Source organism: Streptomyces sp. NPDC111744 (genome assembly GCF_055634995.1).
In genome coordinates this window covers 311,767-332,871 of the sequence record NZ_JBVKCG010000004.1, presented here as the reverse complement: position 1 = coordinate 332,871, position 21,105 = coordinate 311,767, and the positions used below count along the sequence as shown (strand labels likewise).

Below are 21,105 nucleotides of genomic sequence, written 5' to 3'. Positions count from 1 at the left end.
CTACTTCGGCTGGGGCTTCCGGATGGACAGGTGCAGCTCGCGCAGCCGGGCCTCGTCCAGCTCGGTCGGCGCGCCCATCATCAGGTCCTGGGCGTTGCCGTTGAGCGGGAAGGCGATGGTCTCGCGGATGTTGGGCTCGTCGGCGAGGAGCATCACGATGCGGTCCACGCCCGGGGCGATGCCACCGTGCGGCGGGGCGCCGAAGCGCAGCGCACGCAGCATGCCGGCGAACTCGCGCTCGACGGTCTCCTCGTCGTAGCCCGCGATCCCGAACGCCTTGAGCATGATGTCCGGCTCGTGGTTCCGGATGGCGCCGGAGGACAGCTCGACGCCGTTGCAGACGATGTCGTACTGCCAGGCCAGGACGTCTAGCGGGTCCTGGGTCTCCAGGGCCTCCATGCCGCCCTGGGGCATCGAGAACGGGTTGTGCGAGAAGTCGATCCTGCCGGTCTCCTCGTCCTTCTCGAACATCGGGAAGTCGACGATCCAGCAGAACCGGAAGACGTTCTCCTCGAAGCGCCCGGCACGGCGAGCGGCTTCCACCCGCACCGCGCCCATGATCTTGGAGACCTCGTCGAACTCGCCCGCGCCGAAGAAGACGGCGTGACCGGCGGTCAGCTGAAGCCGCTTGGTCAACTCGGCCACGTTCTCCTCGGTGAGGAACTTGGCGATCGGGCCGGAGAGCGAGCCGTCCTCGGCGACGCGGACCCAGGCCAGGCCCTTGGCGCCCTGCGAGACGGCGTAGTCACCGAGCTGGTCGAAGAACTTGCGGGGCTGGTCCTGGACCGCCGGCACCGGCAGCGCACGCACATGCTTGCCGGCGAAGGCCTTGAACTCCGAGCCCTCGAAGACGTCGGTGATGTCGACCAGCTCCAGCTGGGCGCGCAGGTCCGGCTTGTCGGAGCCGTACTTCAGCATCGCCTCGCGGAACGGGATCCGCGGGAACGGCGAGGTGACCTCACGGCCGCCACCGAACTCCGTGAACAGCTCGGTCATCAGCTGCTCGATCGGGCGGAAGACATCCTCCTGCTCGACAAAGCTCATCTCGACGTCGAGCTGGTAGAACTCGCCCGGCGAGCGGTCGGCGCGGGCGTCCTCGTCGCGGAAGCAGGGCGCGATCTGGAAGTAGCGGTCGAAGCCGGAGATCATCAGCAGCTGCTTGAACTGCTGCGGGGCCTGCGGCAGGGCGTAGAACTTGCCCGGGTTCAGACGGGACGGCACCACGAAGTCACGGGCGCCCTCGGGGGAGGTGGCGGTGAGGATCGGGGTGGCCATCTCGTTGAAGCCGAGGGCGACCATCTTGTGGCGGATGGCCGAGATCACGGCCGTACGCAGCATGATGTTGCGGTGCATGCGCTCGCGGCGCAGGTCCAGGAAGCGGTACTCCAGGCGCCGCTCCTCGTTGACCCCGTCCTCGGCGTTGATCGTGAACGGCAGCGGGGCGGCCGCGCCGAGCAGCTCGACCTCGCCGACCTCGACCTCGACCTCGCCGGTGGGCAGGTCGGGGTTGATGTTCTCGCTGCCGCGGGAGACGACCTTGCCGTCGACTCGTACGGTCGACTCCTTGCTGAGCTTGTCCAGGGCCTCGTAGGCAGGCGTGCCCGGACGTGCCACGAGCTGGGTGATGCCGTAGTGATCGCGCAGATCGATGAAGAGGATGCCGCCCAGGTCGCGCCGATTGTGCAGCCAGCCACTCAGCCGGACGTCGGTGCCGACGTCAGAGGAGCGGAGCTCGCCGCAGGTGTGGGACCTGTACCGATGCATCGTGGTTCATCCAGCCTTCGCGGATCGGGGTGTGGTATCAGCCTGGCGTTTCACGTGAAACACCACCCAGCGTACCGGGCCCCCCAGCGCCGACTCTCACCATTACCAGGTCGGTGATCGGTAGCATTTTTCGATCTGATCTTCTTAAAGTGGGGCAATGCGAACTGGCGAGCCCCTGCCCGCCGTGGAGGACGTCCTCACCGCCCTCGCGACCGGACTGTGGCACTGGGACACGGCTACCGGGCTGGTCACCGCGGATGCGGAGGCGGCGCGGCTCATCGGGTTGCCTGCCGAACCGTCCCTCCTGTCGGAGGCCCTGGTCCGGTCCCGTTTCCACCCCGTGGACTGGAACGAGAACACCAGCATCACCCGGCTGGCCGCCATCGAGGGCACGCTCGGCGAGGTCCGGATGCGGGTCATGGACGAGCGGGGCCGGCTGATCCGTACCGTCCGCAGCCGTTTTCGACCGGTGTACGACGCCGAGGAGCGCGTCTACCGGGTGACGGGCACCATCCAGGAGGTCACCGAGCCGTCCCCCGGCGCTGCCGCCCAGCATCCGGTCACCGGCGACTGGCGGCGCTCCCGTGAGGCGTTTCTGCTGGACGCGGGCCGGGCGCTGGCCGAGGCGCGGTCCACCGAGGAGGTGCTGCGGGTCGCCGGGGGGCTGTCGATGCCCGGGTTCTCCCCGGACGGGCTGGCCGTCTTCGGGGCCAGGGGCGACCGGCTGACGATGATCGGCCACCACGGTCAGCAGATCGACGAGGACAGCCCTTTCTCCAGCATGCCGCTGGACACCGCCTACCCGGCGGCGGAGGTCGTACGGACCGGCCGGGCCGTCTATCTCTCCTCCCCCGAGCAGTACAGGTCCCGCTACCCGGTCACCTGGCCGCTGGCCGAGCGGTTCGGCCGTCAGTCCTGGGCCTTTCTGCCGCTGACGGTGGCCGGGCGGACCATGGGCGCCTGGATGGCAGGGTTCGCCTATCCGGTGTCGTTCACACCCGACGAGCGGTCCGTGCTCACCACGGTGGCCCGGATGCTGGCACAGGCCCTGTCGCGGGCCGGGATCGCCGACTCGGAGCGGGAGCTGACGGACGGGCTCCAGCGCACCATGCTGCCGACGCTCGGCCCCGAGATACCCGGCATGGACTCGGCCGCCCGCTATATCCCGACCGGCGGCGGCCTCCAGGTGGGCGGCGACTGGTACGACATGATCCCGCTGCCGTCCGGCCGGTACGCCCTGGTCATCGGCGATGTCCAGGGCCATGACGTACGGGCCGCGGGCATCATGGGCCAGCTCAGGATCGCGCTGCGTGCCTACGCCTCCGAGGGCCACCGCCCGGACGCGGTCCTCTCCCGGGCCTCCCGTTTCCTGCACGGGATCACCTACGACGAGGAGATCACCGACCTCCGCTTCGCGACCTGCCTGTACGTGGAGGCGGACCCGGTGACCGGGGCGCTGGAGATCGCCCGCGCGGGACATCTCGACCCGGCGATCCGGATGACCGACGGCACGGTGCTGCGGCGGCCGACGGCGGGCGGGCTACCGCTCGGCATCGACCCCGACGCGGACTATCCGACCACACGGTTCACCCTCGAACCCGGCGAGATCATGATGATCTGCACCGACGGTCTGATCGAGACCGGCGGCCATGACATCGAGAGCGGCTGGCAGCGGGTCCGGGCGATCATGGAGGACCACGACGGCGACCTGGAGAAACTGGCCGACGCTCTGGTCCAGGCCGTGCACGGCCCCTCCTCGCACCACACCACCGGGCCGCTGGCCGACCGCCGCGAGGACGACATCGCGGTCCTGCTGCTGTCCCGGCCGGGCGCCGGCCCCATAGCCGTACGGCCCCGGGTCCGCCGCACCCTGCTGTCGGTGGCCCAGGACGAGCCCGAGCGGATCGCCGAGGCCCGCCAGCAGCTGCGCGAGCTGCTGCACGACTGGGACTCGCCCGACCAGGTCGACTCGGCGGTGCTGCTGCTATCCGAGATACTCACCAACGTTCTGGTCCACACCGACGCGGACGCGCTGCTGCTCGCCTAGGTCTGCGGTCCGGCCCCTGAGCGCCGTCTGCGCGTCGAGGTCACGGACACCGGCGACGACCTCCCGCACAAGCGCCGCCCCGGCGAACTGGCCTCGTCCGGCCGCGGCCTGGTGCTGATGGAGCTCCTGGCGGAGGCCTGGGGCGTCGACCCGCGCGGGGAGGGCAAGAGCATCTGGTTCGAGCTGTACGAGAGCGGCGAGGGCGACGGGTCCTAGCTAGAGCTAGGCGGTCCACGAGCGCGGGACGGGTCCTGGCGCCAGGCGGTCGCGTAGCGCGCCCGTAGCTCGTGTAGGACGCCGAAGGCGGCCGCGGTGAGCGGTACGGCGAGCAGCATGCCCAGGATCCCTGCGACGGAGGCCCCTGCGGTGATGGCCGGCATCACCACCGCCGGGTGCATCTGCACGGTCCGGCTCTGGATCAGGGGCTGCAGCACGTGCCTCTCCAGCCCCTGCACGGCGAGGACGACGCCGAGTGTCCACAGCGCGATGACGAAACCCCGGTCGGCGAGGGCGACCAGTACGGCGACGGCACCGGAGATGAGGGCGCCGAGGTAGGGGATGTAGGCGCCGACGAGGACGAGCGCGCCGAGTCCGATCGCGGGAGGGTCAGCAGGCCGACGGTGATGCAGACGACGTCGATGAACGCGATGACGGTGGTGCCGCGCATGAATCCCTCGATGCCCTCGAAGGCACGACGGGCCGCACCAGCGGATCACGCGAGGCCGGTGGGTGCCCTGCCGTACACGACCGGGTGGGTGAGCCGGAACCCGGCTCACCCACCCGGTCGGTCGACGAGAACCGTTACGCCTGCGGACCGCTCTCCGTCATTCCGTGGACGGCCGGGACGGTGCCCAGGCGGCCCTTCTGGAAGTCCTCGAAGGCCTGCATCAGCTCGTCCTTGGTGTTCATGACGAACGGGCCGTAGTGGGCCATCGGCTCCCGGATCGGCTGTCCGCCGAGGAGAACGACCTCCAGGTCCGGGGTGTGGGAGTCCTGCTTCTCGTCCGCGCGGACGGTCAGCGAGGAACCCGCGCCGAAGACGGCCGTCTGACCGAGGTGGATCGGACGGCGCTCCGCGCCCACCGCACCCTTGCCCGCCAGCACGTACGCCAGTCCGTTGAAGTCCTCGCGCCAGGGGAGCGTGATCTCGGCGCCGGGGGCCAGCGTCGCGTGGATCATGGTGATCGGTGTGTGCGTGACGCCGGGACCGGCGTGACCGTCCAGCTCACCGGCGATGACGCGCAGCAGCGCGCCGCCGTCGGGGGTGGTGAGCAGCTGAACGTTGCCACCGCGGATGTCCTGGTACCTCGGCGCCATCATCTTGTCCTTGGCCGGCAGGTTCACCCACAGCTGCAGGCCGTGGAAGAGACCGCCGGACATGACCAGGGACTCCGGCGGCGCCTCGATGTGGAGCAGGCCGGCACCGGCCGTCATCCACTGGGTGTCACCGTTGGTGATGGTGCCACCGCCGCCGTTGCTGTCCTGGTGGTCGAAGATCCCGTCGATGATGTAGGTGACGGTCTCGAAGCCACGGTGCGGGTGCCAGGGCGTGCCCTTGGGCTCGCCCGGCGCGTACTCCACCTCACCCATCTGGTCCATCATGATGAACGGGTCGAGATGGCGGTAGTTGATCCCCGCGAACGCCCGGCGTACCGGGAAGCCCTCGCCCTCGAAACCGCTCGGCGCGGTCGTGACGGCGAGCACGGGACGGGCCACGGCGTCGGCCGGTGCAGCCACCCGGGGAAGGGTCAGCGGGTTCTCGACGGTCACTGCAGGCATGTTGGCTCCTCCTTGTACGCCCAGTTTAGTTGAGCGTTGAACTTTCTGCCACCTCTAACGGAGAAAGCCCGGAGGACATTCCCTCCGGGCTTCGTCATCCGCCGATCGGTGGATCAGTTGCTGAAGTAGATGTACTTCCAGCCGCTGTAGGTCGTGGAGTTCACGGTGTCGCCGGACGTGCCGTTGACGTACACCGAACGCAGCCGCGCCCGGATGCCGGACTCTCCGGGTGCACCCAGCCGTACGGCCGACTTGCCGCTCGTGCCGAGCGCGAAGTACTCGGAGTCCGTCGATTGCCACTTGCCCTGGTAGTAGACCTCGAGGTCCAGACGGTGCTTGCGACCCGGGTAGTAGGTCATGGTCGTGGTGAACACCGGATCGGTGTTCTTGTGGAACCAGTAGTACGACGTCGAACCGATCTTCGCCGTCTTGTAGTGCTTGGAGATCGCGGTGGAGATCTTGACCCGCGCGTACGCCGTGGCCTTCACGGTCTTCGGCGCGTAACGGGCGTCGCCGTCGAAGACCGCGGAGACGGCCGTGTCACGGGTCATGTCCACCCAGGCGGCGATGTTCCCGTGGGAGTCCACCTTGCCGGCCTTGATCAGCTTCTTGCCCTTGTCGCCGCCGAAGGGGTCCGCGTAGATCTTGACCGACCGGTTCCTGTACGTCGTCCCCAGGTGCGCCGTGAACTTCACGCCGGCGCCGTAGTTGTACAGCTTGCCGTTGTTGTTCAGGCTCAGGCTCGACGCCGTGCGGGAGACCGCGACCTTGTCGGAGGCGGAGACCGCGGTGTGCCCGGTGTCGCCCGCGAAGGTCACCTTGTACGTGACCGTGCCGCCGGCCGGCGGGGTGTCCAGGAAGGAGTACGTGCCGTCCGACTTGACCGTGACGGAGGCGAGCGCCTTGCCGCTGGGGCTGGAGATGTCGGTACGAGTGACGGAGAGCTTGGTGCCGGCGGCGAGCGGGACGGTCGCCGAGAGCTTGCCGGTGACGGTGAGCTGCTTGGCGCGGGCCGCCGAGCTCGGGGCGTTGACCGTGAGCGTCGGCACATTGAGCGTCGGCTGGGTCAGGACCTTGAGCGTGTAGGTGCCGCCGCTCGGCGCCAGCGCGAAGATCCGCGAGGAGTCCGGCGCCCAGCGCACGTTGCCGACGGCGTAGTCGGCCGAGGAGCCGACGGTGTAAGTCCGCAGCGGCGTGGTGGCGTTGGGCCGGTAGACCGCGACCTTGCCGGCACCGACCTGGGCGACCAGCCCGTTCGCCGCGACGTCGGCGCCCCACCCGCCGGGGTAGGCGCCGGCCTTGCTGAACTTGCCGTCCGCCCACGCGTCCCGGTCGGTGCCGTTGACCAGCACCTGGTCGGCGCCGGGGACGAGGTCGATGTCCCCGATGCCGCTGTTCAGGGTGTAGTCGCTGAAGTACCAGGCGGTGAGCTTGGCGGTGCCGTCCGAGACGTCGAGCACCGCCATGGAGTCGCTGGAGCTGCCGGTGTCGGCGATGGCCAGCAGGCCCGGCCGGGTCGGGTCGGTGTCCAGCAGCCCCGGGTTCCAGATGCCGACCGAGGTGCCCTCGGTGGGGAACTGTGCCATCGCCACCGGGTCGGTCCCGCCCGCCGGGTCCACCGCCGGGTCGATGGAGCCGATGTCGCCGTCCCACTGGTCGCCGTACGAGAACCACGCCTTGCCGCCGGCGAAGGCCAGGTGGCGGGGGCCGGTGTCGGTCGGGATGCTGTACGTCGTCTTCACGTCCAGCGTGGCCGCGTCGAGTGCGAGGACCTGGTGGGTGTTGGGCAGGGCCGCGTACAGGGTGGAGCCGTCGTCCGACAGGGCCAGGTCGCTGACGCTACCGAAGCCGGTGTGCGAGTCGACGAGGGTGCCGCTGTAGTTGGCGGCGAGGATCCGGCCGTTCGCGGCGTCGCCGACGAACACGCGCTGGAGCGCGCCGTCCACGACGAGACCGCCGGTGTTGGTGACGGTGGTGGCGGCTGCCGAGGCGGTCCCCGCCGCCACGACACTCAGCGCCGCCGAGCTGAAGAGGACCGCGAGTGCCGTCGCGACCGAAGTGCTGCGCATGCGCACAGTGATGAAACCCCCAGTGGAAACCCGGATTCGCCGGGTGGATGAGAGCGCCGCGCTGCACCCGCACACGACCGCGGAAGAGCGGTGGCGCGTGGGGCGCGGCTGCCTGGGGCAGCCTATGGCATGGCTGTGACAAAGGGGGAGCGGGTTTTCCCGGGGGTTCCGAGAACTCCGAGGGCCGCGCGGGCAGCGGCCCGCGGTAGTAAAGGGGGCGTCCAGCCGCGGTTAAGGGGGGCGTCTAGCCGTACATCCGCCGCATCGCGAAGTCCACCATCTGTTCGACCGCCTTCGCGTCGAAGACCATCCGGTGCTCGCCCTCCATGTCGAGGACGAAGCCGTAGCCGGTCGGGAGCAGGTCGATGACCTCCGCGCCCGTGATCACGAAGTACTTGGACTCCTTGCCCGCGTAACGGCGCAGCTCCTTCAGCGAGGTGAACATCGGGATCACCGGCTGCTGGGTGTTGTGCAGGGCGAGGAAACCGGGATTGTCGCCGCGCGGGCAGTACACCTTGGACGTGGCGAAGACCTGCTGGAAGTCCTCGGCGGTCAGCTGGCCCGTGGTGAAGGCGCGCACCGCGTCCGCCAGCGAGGGCGGGGACGGCTCCGGGTAGAGCGGAGCCTGCTGGCCGTACCCGCCGACGCCGCCGGGCATCTGCTGCGGCGGGGCGTACTGCTGCTGAGCGGCGCTACCGTCCATGGGCTGGCCGTATCCGTACATGGCCGCAAGCCTACCGAGACACGCGGCGCCCGCGAGAAGGTAGACCCTTCTCACACTTCACCTGAGGGGGTTGCGTCTTATTACTGACGGGTAGCATCATCGTAGCTACTCGTTGGTATATGAACGCTTGCGCGAGGAGTCAGTGCCTCGCCGAATCCGGATACGGAGCCGTCACCATGGGGCACTACAAGTCCAACCTCCGCGACATCGAATTCAACCTGTTCGAAGTGCTCGGTCGCGACAAGCTGTACGGCACCGGCCCGTTCGCCGAGATGGACACCGACACCGCGAAGAGCGTCCTGGAGGAGCTGACCCGGCTCGCCGAGAACGAGCTGGCCGAGTCCTTCGCCGACGCCGACCGCAACCCGCCGGTCTTCGACCCGGAGACCAACACCGCGCCGGTCCCGGCGTCCTTCAAGAAGAGCTACAAGGCCTTCATGGACTCCGAGTACTGGCGGCTCGGCCTGCCCGAGGAGATCGGCGGTACGACCGCTCCCCCGTCGCTGATCTGGTCGTACGCCGAGCTGATCCTCGGCGCCAACCCGGCCGTGTGGATGTACTCCTCCGGCCCGGCGTTCGCCCGCATCCTCTTCGAGGAGGGCACCGAGGAGCAGCAGAAGTGGGCCCAGATCGCGGTTGACAGGACCTGGGGTTCGACCATGGTGCTCACCGAGCCGGACGCCGGCTCGGACGTCGGCGCCGGCCGGACCAAGGCGGTCCAGCAGGAGGACGGCTCCTGGCACATCGAGGGCGTGAAGCGCTTCATCACCTCCGGTGAGCACGACATGGAGGAGAACATCCTTCACTACGTGCTGGCCCGGCCCGAGGGTGCCGGCCCGGGCACGAAGGGGCTGTCGCTCTTCCTCGTCCCGAAGTACCTCTTCGACTTCGAGACCGGCGAGCTGGGCGAGCGCAACGGCGTCTACGCCACGAACGTCGAGCACAAGATGGGCCTCAAGGCCTCCAACACCTGCGAGATGACCTTCGGCGACCGGCACCCGGCCAAGGGCTGGCTGATCGGCGACAAGCACGACGGCATCCGCCAGATGTTCCGGATCATCGAGTTCGCCCGGATGATGGTCGGCACGAAGGCGATCTCCACGCTGTCGACGGGCTACCTCAACGCCCTCGAGTACGCCAAGGAGCGCGTCCAGGGTCCCGACCTCGCGAACTTCATGGACAAGACCGCGCCCAAGGTCACCATCACCCACCACCCCGACGTCCGCCGCTCGCTGATCACCCAGAAGGCGTACGCCGAGGGCATGCGCGCCCTGGTCCTCTACACCGCCTCGATCCAGGACGCCATCGCGGTCAAGGAGACGACCGGCGAGGACGCCTCCACCGAGCACGCGCTGAACGACCTCCTCCTGCCGATCGTGAAGGGCTACGGCTCCGAGAAGGGCTACGAGCAGCTCGCCCAGTCGCTGCAGACCTTCGGCGGCTCCGGCTTCCTGCAGGAGTACCCGATCGAGCAGTACATCCGCGACGCCAAGATCGACACCCTCTACGAGGGCACCACCGCGATCCAGGGCCAGGACTTCTTCTTCCGGAAGATCGTCCGCAACCAGGGCGCGGCGCTGAACTCCCTCGCCGAGGACATCAAGAAGTTCCTGGCGCTCGGCACCGGCGGCGAGGAGCTGGCGGGCGCGCGCGAACACCTCGCCAAGGCGGCCGTGGAGCTGGAGGCGATCGTCGGCCTGATGCTGACCGATCTCGCCGCCACCGAGCAGGACGTCAAGAACATCTACAAGGTGGGCCTGAACACCACCCGCCTGCTGCTCGCCTCCGGTGACGTGATCGTCGGCTACCTGCTGCTCAAGGGTGCCGCGGTCGCCGCCGAAAAGCTCCCGACCGCCTCCAACAAGGACAGGGCGTTCTACACCGGCAAGATCGCGGCGGCGAAGTTCTTCGCGGCCAACGTGCTGCCGGGCGTCACCCTGGCCCGCAAGGTCGCGGCCGACGTCGACCTCGACCTGATGGAGCTGGACGAGTCCGCGTTCTGATCGACCTGCTGAACGACCTGCTGAACGACCGATCGGCGTTCTGAACGCCCGAGTCGCCCACGGTGGCCCGCTCCCGCTTCGGGAGCGGGCCACCGCACGTCGTTAAGGTGAGGAACATGAGCGCACCAGCCCGCTTCGATCGCGGCCACACCGACGACCTCATGTCCTTCCTCGCGGCCGGCCCCACGCCGTACCACGCCGTCGCGAACGCCGGCGAGCGGCTGGAGAAGGCCGGTTTCCGGCAGGTCGCCGAGACGGACGCCTGGGACGGGACGGCGGGCGGCAAGTACGTACTGCGCGGCGGCGCGATCATCGCCTGGTACGTCCCGGAGGGCGCGGCACCCCACACCCCGTTCCGGATCGTCGGCGCACACACCGACTCCCCGAACCTGCGGGTCAAGCCCCGCCCGGACACCGGCGCGCACGGCTTCCGCCAGGTCGCCGTGGAGATCTACGGTGGACCGCTCATGAACTCCTGGCTCGACCGGGACCTGGGCCTGGCCGGCCGGCTCAGCCTGCGCGACGGCTCCACCCGCCTGGTCGACGTGCGCCGGCCGCTGCTGCGGGTGCCCCAGCTCGCCATCCACCTGGACCGTGCGGTGAGCACCGACGGGCTCAAGCTGGACAAGCAGCGCCATCTCCAGCCGATCTGGGGGCTCGGCGACGACATCCGCGACGGCGACCTCATCGCCTTCCTGGAGCAGGAGTCGAACCTGCCCGCCGACTCGGTGACCGGCTGGGACCTGATGACCTACGCCGTCGAACCGCCGGCCTACCTCGGCCGCGACCAGGAGCTGATGGCCGGCCCCCGAATGGACAACCTGCTCTCCGTGCACGCCGGTACGGCGGCCCTCGCGGCCGTGGCGGCGGGCGGCCCCCGGCTGCCCTGCATCCCGGTGCTCGCCGCCTTCGACCACGAGGAGACCGGCTCCCAGTCCGACACCGGCGCGGACGGTCCGCTGCTCGGCAGCGTGCTGGAGCGCTCGGTACTGGCGCGCGGCGGATCGTACGAGGACCGGGCGAGAGCCCTCGCCGCCAGCGTCTGTCTCTCCTCCGACACCGGCCACGCCGTCCACCCCAACTACGCGGAGCGCCACGACCCCACGCACCACCCCCGGCTCAACGGCGGCCCGATCCTCAAGGTCAACGTCAACAACCGCTACGCGACGGACGGTTCGGGCCGCGCGATCTTCGCCGCCGCATGCGACAAGGCCGGGGTCCCCTTCCAGACCTTCGTCTCCAACAACTCCATGCCCTGCGGCACCACGATCGGTCCGATCACCGCGGCCCGCCACGGCATCCGGACCGTCGACATCGGCACGGCGATCCTCTCCATGCACAGCGCCCGCGAACTGTGCGGCACCGACGACCCGTTCCTCCTCGCGAACGCGCTGACGGCTTTCCTTGAGGGGTAGTTGCACATGCCCCGGCCGCCCGGGGGTACCCGACGGGAACCGGAACCACCGAACCTGAAGGGGAGGCAACGCTCATGGGGCTAGGCGGATGCATCATCCTGATCGCCGTGGGGGCCATCCTCACGTTCGCGACCGACTGGCACATGCAGGGCGTCAACCTCGATGTGGTCGGCCTGATCCTGATGGCCGTCGGGATCATCGGGGTCGCGACGTTCACCAACATCGCCCGTCGCCGGCGGGTCATAGCGCCGCCGACGACGGTCGTCGAGGAACGGCACCATCACCACCAGGACGAATACGGCGGCGGGTACGGCGTCTGACGGAAACGCCTAGGCGTCCTGGTCCATTCCGGCCAGGACCAGCGGCAGGCGGTTCGCTCCTCCTGCCGTGACCCGCACCGGGACTCCCCAGTCCTGCTGATGGACATGGCAGGCCGGGTACTCGTTCGTAGGGTCGTCGTCGCAGGACGCGGCCATCGCCGAGATGTGCAGGACGCCTTCCGGCACCGCCGGGTTCAGGTCCAGCTCTCTCGTCAGCTCGGCGTCCGCGCCCTCGCCCTTGAGCAGCAGCTCCGGCGGGGTCGAGGACACCAGGAGCCTGGTCGACGGGCCGTAGCGCGTGTCCAGTTTCTGGCCCGAGGGCGCCTGGAAGATCACGTCCAGGCGGAGGGGGCCGGGGGTCACCTCGGTCGCCGCCCGCTGGGTGCGGTGGGCGACCGACTCCACCCGGACCGCCTCCTCGGGCAGCCGCAGCCGGGTCAGACGGTGGCGAGCCGACTCGACCACCACGATGTCGTCGCCTGCCAGCACCGCGTCGCTCGGCTCCCGCAGGTCCGTGGCGAGCGTGGTGACCTGGCCGGTCGCCGGGTCGTAGCGGCGCAGCGCGTGGTTGTAGGTGTCGGACACCGCGACCGAGCCGTCAGGGAGCGCCGTCACGCCCAACGGGTGCTGGAGCAACGCCTGTTCGGCCGCGCCGTCACGGTGCCCGAAGTCGAAGAGGCCGGTGCCCACGGCGGTGTGGACGTGCCCGTCCAGGTCGACCCAGCGCAGTGCGCTGGTCTCGGAATCGGCGAGCCACAGCCGGTCGGCGGTGGCGGCGAGACCGGACGGCTGCGCGAACCAGGCCTCGGCCGCCGGCCCGTCCACCAGCCCCTCGTTGGTGGTACCGGCGGCGACCGCGACCGTCCCACGCTCCGGGTCGTACGCCCACAGCTGGTGCACGCCCGCCATGGCGATCCACACCCTGCCGCCGAAGACCGCCACGTCCCAGGGGGACGACAGGTCGATCTCCCGGGCCGGGCCCGAGGTCGGGGAGCCCTGCCACCACTGGCGGCCGGTGCCGGCGAGCGTGGTCACCTCGCCGGTGGCCGGGTCCAGGCGGCGCAGGGCGTGATTGACGGTGTCGGCGACGACCACCGAGCCGTCCTCGAGGAGCGCCAGCCCCTGCGGCTCACTGAAGGAGGCCTCGGCCGCCGGACCGTCGGCGAAGCCGCGCACACCGGACCCGATCCGCCGTACGACCGTCTCCGCGTCCTCGGCCAACTCCACCAGCTGGTGCCGGGTGGTGTCGCTGACCAGGAAGTTCCCGGAGGGCAGCAGCAGCGCCTTGCCGGGGAAGCGCAGGGCGGTCGGCTCGGGCTCCGGCGGCACATACGGTCCGTCGCCGCGCCGCAGGGTGCCCTTCGCCTCGTGCTCCGCCTCCAGCTCCTCGACCAGCCGCGCGATCGCGTGCGCGTGGCCCTCGCCGGCGTGCTGGGCGACGACGTACCCCTCGGGGTCGATCACCACCAGCGTCGGCCAGGCCCGCACCGCGTACTGCTTCCAGGTGGCGAGCTCCGGGTCGTCGAGCACCGGGTGCTCCACGCCGTACCGCTCCACGGCGTCGACGACCGCCTGGTGCTCCGCCTCGTGCACGAACTTCGGCGAGTGCACCCCGATGATCACCACCGTGTCCCGGTGTCTCTCCTCCAGCTCCCGCAGCTCGTCCAGGACATGCAGGCAGTTGATGCAGCAGAACGTCCAGAAGTCCAGAATGACTATGCGTCCTCGCAGGTCAGCGAGGGTGTACTGCTTGTCACCGGTGTTCAGCCAGCCGCCCTTGCCGATCAGCTCGGGGGCGCGGACGCGGGCACGGCGTGGGGTGGGGGCCGGGGATGTGTCGCTCATGGATCAAGGGTGCCACTTGTCGACGGGAGAGCGATCGCGCCTGTGTACAACTCGCGTCCGCGCTGGTCAGGGGAGGATGTGGCCCGTCGTCGCGTCCACATGGTCCGGGATCTCGTCGTGGCGGTCGCCGACCGTGGACGTGCCGGTCGGTTCGAAGAGGAGGATCGAGGCGCCGGCCGGGGCGGCCGGCTTGTGCTCGGTGCCGCGGGGGACGGTGAAGACCGAGCCCCGGGGCAGGACGACCGTGCGTTCGCCGGCCGGCTCCCGCAGGGCGATGTGCAGCTCGCCCTCCAGGACCAGGAAGAACTCGTCGGTGTGGTCGTGGACGTGCCAGAGGTGCTCGCCCTCGACCTTGGCGACGCGGACGTCGTAGTCGTAGGAGCGGCTGGGGGAGCCGCTGACCGTGGCGGACCTGGCCGCGCGGGCGGCCGTCTCCCCGGCGACCCTGCACCGCAGGTTCCGCGCCCAGCTGGGCACCACACCGCTGGCCTGGCTGACCGGGGAACGCGTGGCCCTCGCGTGCCGGCTGATCGAACGCGGGGAGGAGCGCCTGGACGTGGTGGCGGCGCGCAGCGGCCTCGGCACCGCGGCCAACCTGCGCGCACGGCTGCGGCGCGAGACCGGGCTCAGCCCGTCGGACTACCGGCGGCGTTTCGGGCCGGTGGGCCGGGAAGGGGTACAGACATGAGATTCCTGGTGAGGGACCGGCTCCTCGGCTTCGGCGAGGACTACTGGATCGAGGACGAGCACGGCGGCAAGGTCTTCCTCGTCGACGGCAAGGCCATGCGGGTGCGGGACACGTTCGAGCTGAAGGACCGGCACGGGCGCGTGCTCGTCGACTTCCACCAGAAGATGTTCGCCCTGCGCGACACGATGGTGATCGAACGCGAGGGCGAACCCCTGGCCACCATCAGGCGCAAGCGGCTCTCCCTGCTGCGCAACCACTACCGTGTGCGCCTGGTCGACGGCACCGAACTGGACGTCAGCGGCAAGATCCTCGACCGTGAGTTCGCCGTCGAGTACGACGGTGAGCTGCTGGCCGTGGTCTCCCGGCGCTGGCTGCACGTACGGGAGACCTACGGCCTCGACGTCGTACGGGACGACGCGGACCCGGCGCTGCTGATCGCGGTGGCGGTGTGCGTGATCCACCTGGCCGACAAGGAGCGGGAGGAGGATTAGGGGAGGATCAACGGCGCGGGGGTTCCAGGCCCAGCAGGCGGTCCTTGAGGGCGGGGAACTGTTCGCGGGTGGCGGCGACCTTGGCCGGGTCGAGGTCGACGCTGAGGATCTCCTCGCCGGCGCCCGCCTCGGCCAGCACCTCGCCCCAGGGATCGACCACGATCGAGTGACCCGCCTGCGGAACTCCGGCATGCGTCCCGGCCGTTCCACACGCGAGCACGAACGCCTGGTTCTCGACCGCCCGCGCCTGGGCGAGGAGCGTCCAGTGCGCGCGGCGCCGCTCGGGCCAGCCCGCCGGGACCACCATCGTCTCGGCGCCGGCGTCGACGAGTGCGCGGAAGAGTTCGGGGAAGCGGAGGTCGTAGCAGGTGGCCACGCCCAGCGTGGTCTCCGGGAGCCGGACGGTCACCAGTTCCTGTCCGGCGGCCATCAGCACCGCCTCGCCCTTGTCGAAGCCGAAGCGGTGGATCTTGCGGTAGGCCGCGGCCAGATCACCGGAGGGGGAGAAGATGAGAGCCGTGTTGTAGAGGGGGCCCTCAGGGTCTCGTTCGGGGATGGATCCGGCGTGCAGCCAGACGCCCGCGTCGCTCGCCGCCTTCGCCATCGCCTCGTAGGTGGGGCCTTCGAGCGGTTCGGCCTCGGTGGCGAAGTCCTCGTAGGCGAACGCGCCGGTCGTCCACAGCTCCGGCAGTACGACGAGATCGGCGTCCGCCTGCTCGCGCACCAGTGCGGTCACGCGACGCCGACGAGATTCGACCGATTCGCCCTCGTTTACATCGATCTGGATGAGCGATGCGCGCACACTACCACCGTCCTGGCATTCGAGCCGTCCACACGGGCCTACGATCGTCACACGAAAGCACTGCCCGGGTGCCTCACAGCAGCGTAACTTAGCGTCTCAAGACACCCGCCGACAGCAGCCACCTCCCGCTGGCAGCGCCGCCACAACTGCCCGAGTACCGACCGCCGAGGGGTCCCGTTCCGTGAGTCTGCATCCCACTCTCCAGCCCTACGCCGACGCCTGGACCCACTCCATCGAAGCGATATCCGAGCTGGTGACACCCCTCGTCGAGGGCGAGTGGAACCGGCGGACACCATGCCCGGGCTGGTCGGTGCGTGACGTGGTCTCCCATGTCATCGGCATGGACTGCGAGATGCTCGGCGACCCGCGCCCGATCCACACCCTGCCGCGCGACCTCTTCCACATCACCAACGAGCACCAGCGCTACATGGAGATGCAGGTCGACGCCCGCCGCCACCACACGGCGCCCGAGATGACCTCCGAGCTGGAGTACACGGTCATCCGCCGCAACCGGCAGCTGCGCAACGAGTCGCGGGAGCCGGGACACATCGTGCGCGGGCCGATGGGCAAGGAGATCACCCTCGAAGAGGCCATGCGCAACCGTGCGTTCGACGTGTGGGTGCACGAGCAGGACCTGCGGACGGCGCTGGGGCGGCCCGGCAACCTCGACTCTCCGGGCGCGCAGGTCGCCCGGGACGTGCTGCTCGACGAGCTGCCCCGGGTGGTCGCCAACAAGGCGGACGCGCCGCGCAGTTCTGCCGTCATCTTCGACGTGCACGGGCCGGTGGAGTTCCTGCGCACCATCCGCATCGACATCCAGGGCCGTGGCACCCTGGAGACCACCCCCGCCCTCGGCCCCGCCGCCATCTTCACTCTCGACTGGGAGACCTACGTCCGCCTGGCCTGCGGCCGCATCACCCCGGACGCGGCCGCGGACCGGGTGAAGGCGGAGGGCGACCAGGAACTGACGGCGGCGATCCTGCGGAACTTCGCGGTCACGCAGTGAAAACAAGGCAGTGAGAAACAAAGTGGGCGCCGGTAATTCGGTGGCCCACGGCGGCCGTCGAAACCTACCTTTCCCGGCATGACCACTGCCACCACAGCGCACGACGACCTCCCACCCCGCCTCACCCGGCTCACCTTCCACGGCCCGCTCTCCGAGGCCCGCGCGGCGGGAATGGTACGGCGGCTCGCCGCGTCCCGCCCTGCCACCGTGCTCGACGTCGGCTGCGGCTGGGGCGAGTTGATGCTCCGGCTGCTGGACGCCGTACCGCAAGCGCGTGGGGTCGGGGTGGATGTGAACGCCGCGGATCTGACGCGGGGGCGGCGGGCCGCGGAGGCGCGCGGGCTGGCCGACCGGGTGGAGTTCGCCGAGGAGTCGGCGATGGGCACCGGTCGCGGCCCGGCCGACGTTGTGCTGTGCCTCGGGGCGAGCCAGGCGCTGAGCGACGACCTGGTGACGGCCCTGCGGGAGCTGAGGCGGCTGGTGACCGACGGCGGGCGCGTCCTGCTCGGCGAGGGCTTCTGGCAGCGCACCCCGACCGAGGCGGAGCTCTCCGGGATGTGGCCGGGCGCCTCGACCGCCGACCACCACGACCTGGCGACCCTGGTCGACCTGGCGGTGGCGGCGGGCTTCCGCCCGGAGTGGACCGAGACGGCGAGCCTCGAGGAATGGGAGGAGTTCGAGTCGGCCTACCAGGCGGACCAGGAGGTGTGGCTGGCCACCAACCCCGGCCACCCCCTGGCCCCGGAGACCCGGGGCCGCCTGGACACCCACCGCGCGGCCTGGCTGACGTACCGGGGCGTACTGGGCCTGACCTACCTCACCCTCGTCCCGACAACGAACTAACCAACCCCTACCCACACCCGACCACCAGCCAACCGACCACCCCACCAGCGGCCACCCGACCACCGCACCACCGGCTGGCCGTTCGCACATGTGGAGAGCCGCCGACGGCGATCGCCCCCGCAGGTCGCCCAGCCTCTCTGCCAACTGGAAACGAGCGGTGCGTGGGTGGGAGAGAACCGGTCTACGCAGGCACGTGCACCGTCTCCACCCGGCTCGCCACCGACCGTTCCCGCTCCCGCCGAGCCGCCCGCCCCCGCAACCGCAGGATCTGGCTCACCCCGAGCGCCTGGAGCACGAACACACAGGAGAACGCCACCGAGTAGTCGTCGCCGGTCGCGTCCAACAGCACACCCACCGCGAACAACGTCGTCATCGACGCCACGAAACCACCCATATTGGTGATCCCGGACGCGGTCCCCTGCCGCTCGGGCGGATTCGCGGGCCGCGCGAAGTCGAAGCCGAGCATCGACGCCGGCCCACAAGCCCCCAGCACCGCACACAGCACCACCAGCAGCCACATCGGCGCATGCTCGGCCGGATACACCAGCGTCGCCGCCCACACGACGGCCGTCGCCCCGACCGTGCCCAGCGCCAACGGCAGCCGCGCCGCGTGATGCCGGGCGACGATCTGGCCGTAGACCAGACCGATCACCATGTTGGAGAGAACGACCAGCGTCAGCAGTTCCCCGGCCGTGGCACGGGACAGCCCCTGTGCCTGGACCAGGAACGGCAGCCCCCACAGCAGCAGGAACACCATCGCCGGGAACTGGGTGGTGAAGTGCACCCACAGGCCGAGCCGCGTCCCCGGCTCCCGCCAGGACGCGGCGATCTGCTTCCGTACGTACGCCGCGCCCTGGTGGGGGAAGGGCTCCGGCTCGTACCCCTCGGGGTGGTCCTTCAGGAAGAGCAGTACGAGGACCAGCACGACCGCACCGGCCAGCGCGCTGCCCGCGAACGCCGGGGTCCACCCGATGCCGTGCAGCAGCCGGGCCAGGACCAGTGTGGAGACGAGGTTGCCCGCCATGCCGACCAGACCGGCGAGCTGTGCGACGAGCGGCCCGCGCCGTACCGGGAACCAGCGGGTGCCGAGCCGCAGCACGCTGATGAACGTCATGGCGTCGCCGCACCCGAGCAGTGCGCGCGAGGCGAGGGCGGTGCCGTACGACGGGGAGAACGCGAAACCCAGCTGGCCTGCCGTGAACAGCACCGCGCCGATGGACAGCACCTTCTTCGTGCCGAGGCTGTCGACCAGCAGGCCGACGGGTATCTGCATGCCGGCGTAGACCAGCAGCTGGAGTATCGAGAAGGTGGACAGGGCCGAGGCGTTGACATGGAAGCGGTCGGCCGCGTCGAGGCCGGCGACACCGAGGGACGTACGGAAGATGACGGCGACGAAGTAGACCGAGACGCCTATGGACCACACGGCGACGGCCCGGCGGCCGCCCGGCGGATCGCCGGGCAACGAGACGCTGCTGCGGCTCATCGGACCTCACCCCGCGCCAGGTGCGCGAACCAGTCGACGTGCCGGTGCACCAGCTCGACCGCGCGGTCGGCGTCCCCGGCGCGCAGCGCGTCCAGTATCTCCTCGTGCTCGGTGAGCGACTTGGCGATCCGGTCGGGGTGGGCGTGCATGATCGCGACACCCATGCGCAGCTGACGGTCGCGGAGCTGGTCGTAGAGGCGGGAGAGGATCCCGTTCCCGCCGTCGCGGACGATCTCGGCGTGGAAGCAGCGGTCCGTGACGGCCGCGGCGGCCAGGTCACCGGCGGCGGCCTCGGCCTTCTGCCGGTCCAGCAGCTCCTCCAGGCGGGCCACGAGCATCGCCGACGGCGGTATGGCCTTGCGTACCGCGTGCTCCTCGACCAGCATCCGGGTCTCCACCACGTCCGCGATCTCCTGCGCGGAGACGGGCAGCACCATGGCGCCCTTCTTCGGGTAGAGCTTGATCAGGCCCTCGGCCTCGAGGCGCAGCAGCGCCTCGCGGACCGGGGTGCGGGAGACCCCCACGGCCTCGGCCAGCTCGCCCTCGGTGAGGAGCGTGCCGCCCTCGTAGTGGCGGTCCAGGACACCTTGCTTGACATGGGAGTAGACGCGGTCGGCGGCGGGTGGCTGCTTGACGGCGAGGCTCATGCCCACAGCTTAGATACAACACGTACGCAAGCGTTGGGACGTCCACCATCCGGACGTGATGTAAATCGCTCTCAGCAGCCGCACAACCATCTGTGCTACTTACGTGTCACACACGTGCGGCCCCACCCGCTTTGGCACCCCCAACTCGGCCGCATTCCAGGGGCACTACGACTCGACTCGACTCGGGGTATTTCAGTTGATTACCGGTATTAAGGGCACTCGCCTCCGCAAGGCCGCCGCCGTCGCCGTCACCTCCGGCGCGCTGCTCGCGACCGGGGCCCTCACCGCGGCGCCCGCACAGGCCGTCACCGCGCCCTCGATCGTGGCCAAGGGCGGCTACGTCATGAACAACGCGAACGCGAAGACGCTGTACACGAAGCAGGCGGACACCGAGCTGTCCACCGGCTCCACCACGAAGATCATGACCGCCAAGGTCGTGCTCGCGCAGTCGACCCTGAACCTCGACAAGAAGGTCCTGATCCAGAAGGCGTACAGCGACTACGTCGTCGCCAACAACGCCTCCCAGGCACACCTGATCGTCGGCGACAAGGTCACCGTCCGCCAGCTGCTCTACGGGCTGATGCTGCCGTCCGGCTGCGACGCCGCCTACGCGCTCGCGGACACGTACGGCTCGGGCACCACCCGCGCCAAGCGTGTCGCCAACTTCATCTCCAAGATGAACACCGCCGCGAAGAGCCTGGGCCTGACCCACACCCACTTCGACTCCTTCGACGGCATCGGCAACGGCAACAACTACTCGACGCCGCGTGACCTGACGAAGATCGCCAGCAGCGCGATGAAGAGCTCCACGTTCCGCACGGTCGTCAAGACGAAGAGTTACACCGCGAAGACGATCACCAAGACCGGCTCCACCCGCACGATGAGCGCCTGGACCAACACCAACACGCTGCTCAGCAGTTACAGCGGCGCCATCGGCATCAAGACCGGCTCCGGCCCCGAGGCCAAGTACTGCCTGGTCTTCGCCGCGACCCGCAACGGCAAGACGGTCATCGGCACCGTCCTCGCCTCCTCCTCGATCACCCAGCGCGCGACGGACGCCACGAAGCTCCTGAACTACGGCTTCTCGACGATCTGACGCGACTCGCACCGAACGGACGAAGGCCCGCCGCAGCGTCTGCGGCGGGCCTTCGCTCCTCAGCGCCTCTCCCCGACCTCGCC

At 69.8% G+C, this 21,105-nt stretch carries 16 protein-coding genes and 3 pseudogenes; 9 read left to right on the top strand and 10 right to left on the bottom strand.

All coding sequences use genetic code 11. The annotated features are described in order from the left end of the window. On the bottom strand, positions 1-1,764 hold the full coding sequence (aspS, locus tag ACZ7OO_RS11720) for an aspartate--tRNA ligase (RefSeq protein ID WP_471503898.1): 1,764 nt from the start codon (positions 1,762-1,764) through the stop codon (positions 1-3). 157 nt (positions 1,765-1,921) lie between these two features. Between aspS and ACZ7OO_RS11715 the strand changes: the two are divergent. Then, positions 1,922-4,027: pseudogene (locus ACZ7OO_RS11715) on the top strand (SpoIIE family protein phosphatase). Here the strand turns inward: ACZ7OO_RS11715 and ACZ7OO_RS11710 are convergent. From ACZ7OO_RS11710 to ACZ7OO_RS11695, 4 genes and pseudogenes are all read right to left on the bottom strand, one after another. Continuing rightward, a pseudogene (locus tag ACZ7OO_RS11710) lies at positions 4,024-4,511 on the bottom strand (AI-2E family transporter); the annotation flags it as partial. The pseudogenes ACZ7OO_RS11715 and ACZ7OO_RS11710 overlap by 4 nt on opposite strands. A 101-nt stretch (positions 4,512-4,612) precedes the next feature. After that, positions 4,613-5,590 carry a pirin family protein gene (locus tag ACZ7OO_RS11705; protein WP_352221467.1) on the bottom strand — a complete coding sequence of 326 codons (978 nt, stop codon included), beginning with the start codon at positions 5,588-5,590 and terminating at the stop codon, positions 4,613-4,615. A gap of 113 nt (positions 5,591-5,703) precedes the next feature. Then, on the bottom strand, positions 5,704-7,659 hold the full coding sequence (locus tag ACZ7OO_RS11700) for an NHL repeat-containing protein (protein WP_471503896.1): 1,956 nt from the start codon (positions 7,657-7,659) through the stop codon (positions 5,704-5,706). 244 nt (positions 7,660-7,903) lie between these two features. After that, a complete protein-coding gene (locus tag ACZ7OO_RS11695) occupies positions 7,904-8,383 on the bottom strand; it encodes an SseB family protein (protein ID WP_471503894.1) in 480 nt (159 codons plus the stop codon). 176 nt (positions 8,384-8,559) lie between these two features. Between ACZ7OO_RS11695 and ACZ7OO_RS11690 the strand changes: the two genes are divergently transcribed. The 3 genes from ACZ7OO_RS11690 to ACZ7OO_RS11680 all read left to right on the top strand — a co-directional run bounded on the left by ACZ7OO_RS11690 (position 8,560) and on the right by ACZ7OO_RS11680 (position 12,121). Continuing rightward, positions 8,560-10,386 (top strand): acyl-CoA dehydrogenase, encoded by a 1,827-nt coding sequence (locus ACZ7OO_RS11690; protein WP_471503892.1) that lies wholly within the window; start codon positions 8,560-8,562, stop codon positions 10,384-10,386. A 116-nt stretch (positions 10,387-10,502) separates the two neighbouring features. Continuing rightward, the gene (locus tag ACZ7OO_RS11685) at positions 10,503-11,801 is read left to right on the top strand and encodes a M18 family aminopeptidase (protein WP_471503890.1); all 1,299 of its coding nucleotides are present in this window, start codon (positions 10,503-10,505) and stop codon (positions 11,799-11,801) included. A gap of 74 nt (positions 11,802-11,875) precedes the next feature. Further along, positions 11,876-12,121 carry a DUF6458 family protein gene (locus ACZ7OO_RS11680; RefSeq protein WP_471503888.1) on the top strand — a complete coding sequence of 82 codons (246 nt, stop codon included), beginning with the start codon at positions 11,876-11,878 and terminating at the stop codon, positions 12,119-12,121. Positions 12,122-12,130: 9 nt separating this feature from the next. Here ACZ7OO_RS11680 and ACZ7OO_RS11675 read toward each other — a convergent pair whose 3' ends face one another. Continuing rightward, the gene (locus ACZ7OO_RS11675; protein ID WP_471503886.1) at positions 12,131-13,966 is read right to left on the bottom strand and encodes a thioredoxin-like domain-containing protein; all 1,836 of its coding nucleotides are present in this window, start codon (positions 13,964-13,966) and stop codon (positions 12,131-12,133) included. Between the two features lie 66 nt (positions 13,967-14,032). Then, entirely contained in the window at positions 14,033-14,443 is a 411-nt protein-coding gene (locus tag ACZ7OO_RS11670) for a cupin domain-containing protein (RefSeq protein ID WP_471503884.1), read from the bottom strand. Between ACZ7OO_RS11670 and ACZ7OO_RS11665 the strand changes: the two are divergent. Together ACZ7OO_RS11665 and ACZ7OO_RS11660 are read left to right on the top strand one after the other, a co-directional pair. Beyond that, a pseudogene (locus ACZ7OO_RS11665) lies at positions 14,346-14,654 on the top strand (helix-turn-helix domain-containing protein); the annotation flags it as partial. The gene ACZ7OO_RS11670 and the pseudogene ACZ7OO_RS11665 sit on opposite strands and share 98 nt — an antisense overlap. Beyond that, on the top strand, positions 14,651-15,145 hold the full coding sequence (locus ACZ7OO_RS11660; RefSeq protein WP_471503882.1) for an LURP-one-related/scramblase family protein: 495 nt from the start codon (positions 14,651-14,653) through the stop codon (positions 15,143-15,145). The pseudogene ACZ7OO_RS11665 and the gene ACZ7OO_RS11660, both read left to right, overlap by 4 nt. A 7-nt stretch (positions 15,146-15,152) precedes the next feature. Here the strand turns inward: ACZ7OO_RS11660 and ACZ7OO_RS11655 are convergent, their stop codons facing one another. Next, on the bottom strand, positions 15,153-15,947 hold the full coding sequence (locus ACZ7OO_RS11655) for a carbon-nitrogen family hydrolase (protein ID WP_471503880.1): 795 nt from the start codon (positions 15,945-15,947) through the stop codon (positions 15,153-15,155). Between the two features lie 181 nt (positions 15,948-16,128). Between ACZ7OO_RS11655 and ACZ7OO_RS11650 the strand changes: the two genes are divergently transcribed. Both ACZ7OO_RS11650 and ACZ7OO_RS11645 read left to right on the top strand, forming a co-directional pair. Next, entirely contained in the window at positions 16,129-16,953 is an 825-nt protein-coding gene (locus tag ACZ7OO_RS11650) for a maleylpyruvate isomerase family mycothiol-dependent enzyme (RefSeq protein ID WP_471503878.1), read from the top strand. Between the two features lie 78 nt (positions 16,954-17,031). Further along, complete coding sequence (locus tag ACZ7OO_RS11645; RefSeq protein WP_471503876.1) at positions 17,032-17,796, top strand: SAM-dependent methyltransferase; 765 nt, start codon at positions 17,032-17,034, stop codon at positions 17,794-17,796. Between the two features lie 181 nt (positions 17,797-17,977). Here the strand turns inward: ACZ7OO_RS11645 and ACZ7OO_RS11640 are convergent, their stop codons facing one another. Beyond that, the gene (locus ACZ7OO_RS11640; RefSeq protein ID WP_471503874.1) at positions 17,978-19,279 is read right to left on the bottom strand and encodes an MFS transporter; all 1,302 of its coding nucleotides are present in this window, start codon (positions 19,277-19,279) and stop codon (positions 17,978-17,980) included. Beyond that, positions 19,276-19,926 (bottom strand): GntR family transcriptional regulator, encoded by a 651-nt coding sequence (locus ACZ7OO_RS11635; RefSeq protein WP_471503872.1) that lies wholly within the window; start codon positions 19,924-19,926, stop codon positions 19,276-19,278. Before ACZ7OO_RS11635 ends, ACZ7OO_RS11640 begins: the two co-directional genes overlap by 4 nt. A 196-nt stretch (positions 19,927-20,122) precedes the next feature. Here ACZ7OO_RS11635 and ACZ7OO_RS11630 point away from each other — a divergent pair, with 196 nt between their 5' ends. Beyond that, on the top strand, positions 20,123-21,022 hold the full coding sequence (locus ACZ7OO_RS11630; RefSeq protein WP_471503870.1) for a D-alanyl-D-alanine carboxypeptidase family protein: 900 nt from the start codon (positions 20,123-20,125) through the stop codon (positions 21,020-21,022). The last annotated feature ends 83 nt before the right edge of the window (positions 21,023-21,105 follow it).

Bases quoted from the DNA above. Each gene is read 5' to 3' on its own strand.
- aspS (WP_471503898.1), bottom strand. From the start codon at position 1,764: ATGCATCGGTACAGGTCCCACACCTGCGGCGAGCTCCGCTCCTCTGAC.
- ACZ7OO_RS11705 (WP_352221467.1), bottom strand. From the start codon at position 5,590: ATGCCTGCAGTGACCGTCGAGAACCCGCTGACCCTTCCCCGGGTGGCT.
- ACZ7OO_RS11700 (WP_471503896.1), bottom strand. From the start codon at position 7,659: ATGCGCAGCACTTCGGTCGCGACGGCACTCGCGGTCCTCTTCAGCTCG.
- ACZ7OO_RS11695 (WP_471503894.1), bottom strand. From the start codon at position 8,383: ATGTACGGATACGGCCAGCCCATGGACGGTAGCGCCGCTCAGCAGCAG.
- ACZ7OO_RS11690 (WP_471503892.1), top strand. From the start codon at position 8,560: ATGGGGCACTACAAGTCCAACCTCCGCGACATCGAATTCAACCTGTTC.
- ACZ7OO_RS11685 (WP_471503890.1), top strand. From the start codon at position 10,503: ATGAGCGCACCAGCCCGCTTCGATCGCGGCCACACCGACGACCTCATG.
- ACZ7OO_RS11680 (WP_471503888.1), top strand. From the start codon at position 11,876: ATGGGGCTAGGCGGATGCATCATCCTGATCGCCGTGGGGGCCATCCTC.
- ACZ7OO_RS11675 (WP_471503886.1), bottom strand. From the start codon at position 13,966: ATGAGCGACACATCCCCGGCCCCCACCCCACGCCGTGCCCGCGTCCGC.
- ACZ7OO_RS11660 (WP_471503882.1), top strand. From the start codon at position 14,651: ATGAGATTCCTGGTGAGGGACCGGCTCCTCGGCTTCGGCGAGGACTAC.
- ACZ7OO_RS11645 (WP_471503876.1), top strand. From the start codon at position 17,032: ATGACCACTGCCACCACAGCGCACGACGACCTCCCACCCCGCCTCACC.
- ACZ7OO_RS11640 (WP_471503874.1), bottom strand. From the start codon at position 19,279: ATGAGCCGCAGCAGCGTCTCGTTGCCCGGCGATCCGCCGGGCGGCCGC.
- ACZ7OO_RS11635 (WP_471503872.1), bottom strand. From the start codon at position 19,926: ATGAGCCTCGCCGTCAAGCAGCCACCCGCCGCCGACCGCGTCTACTCC.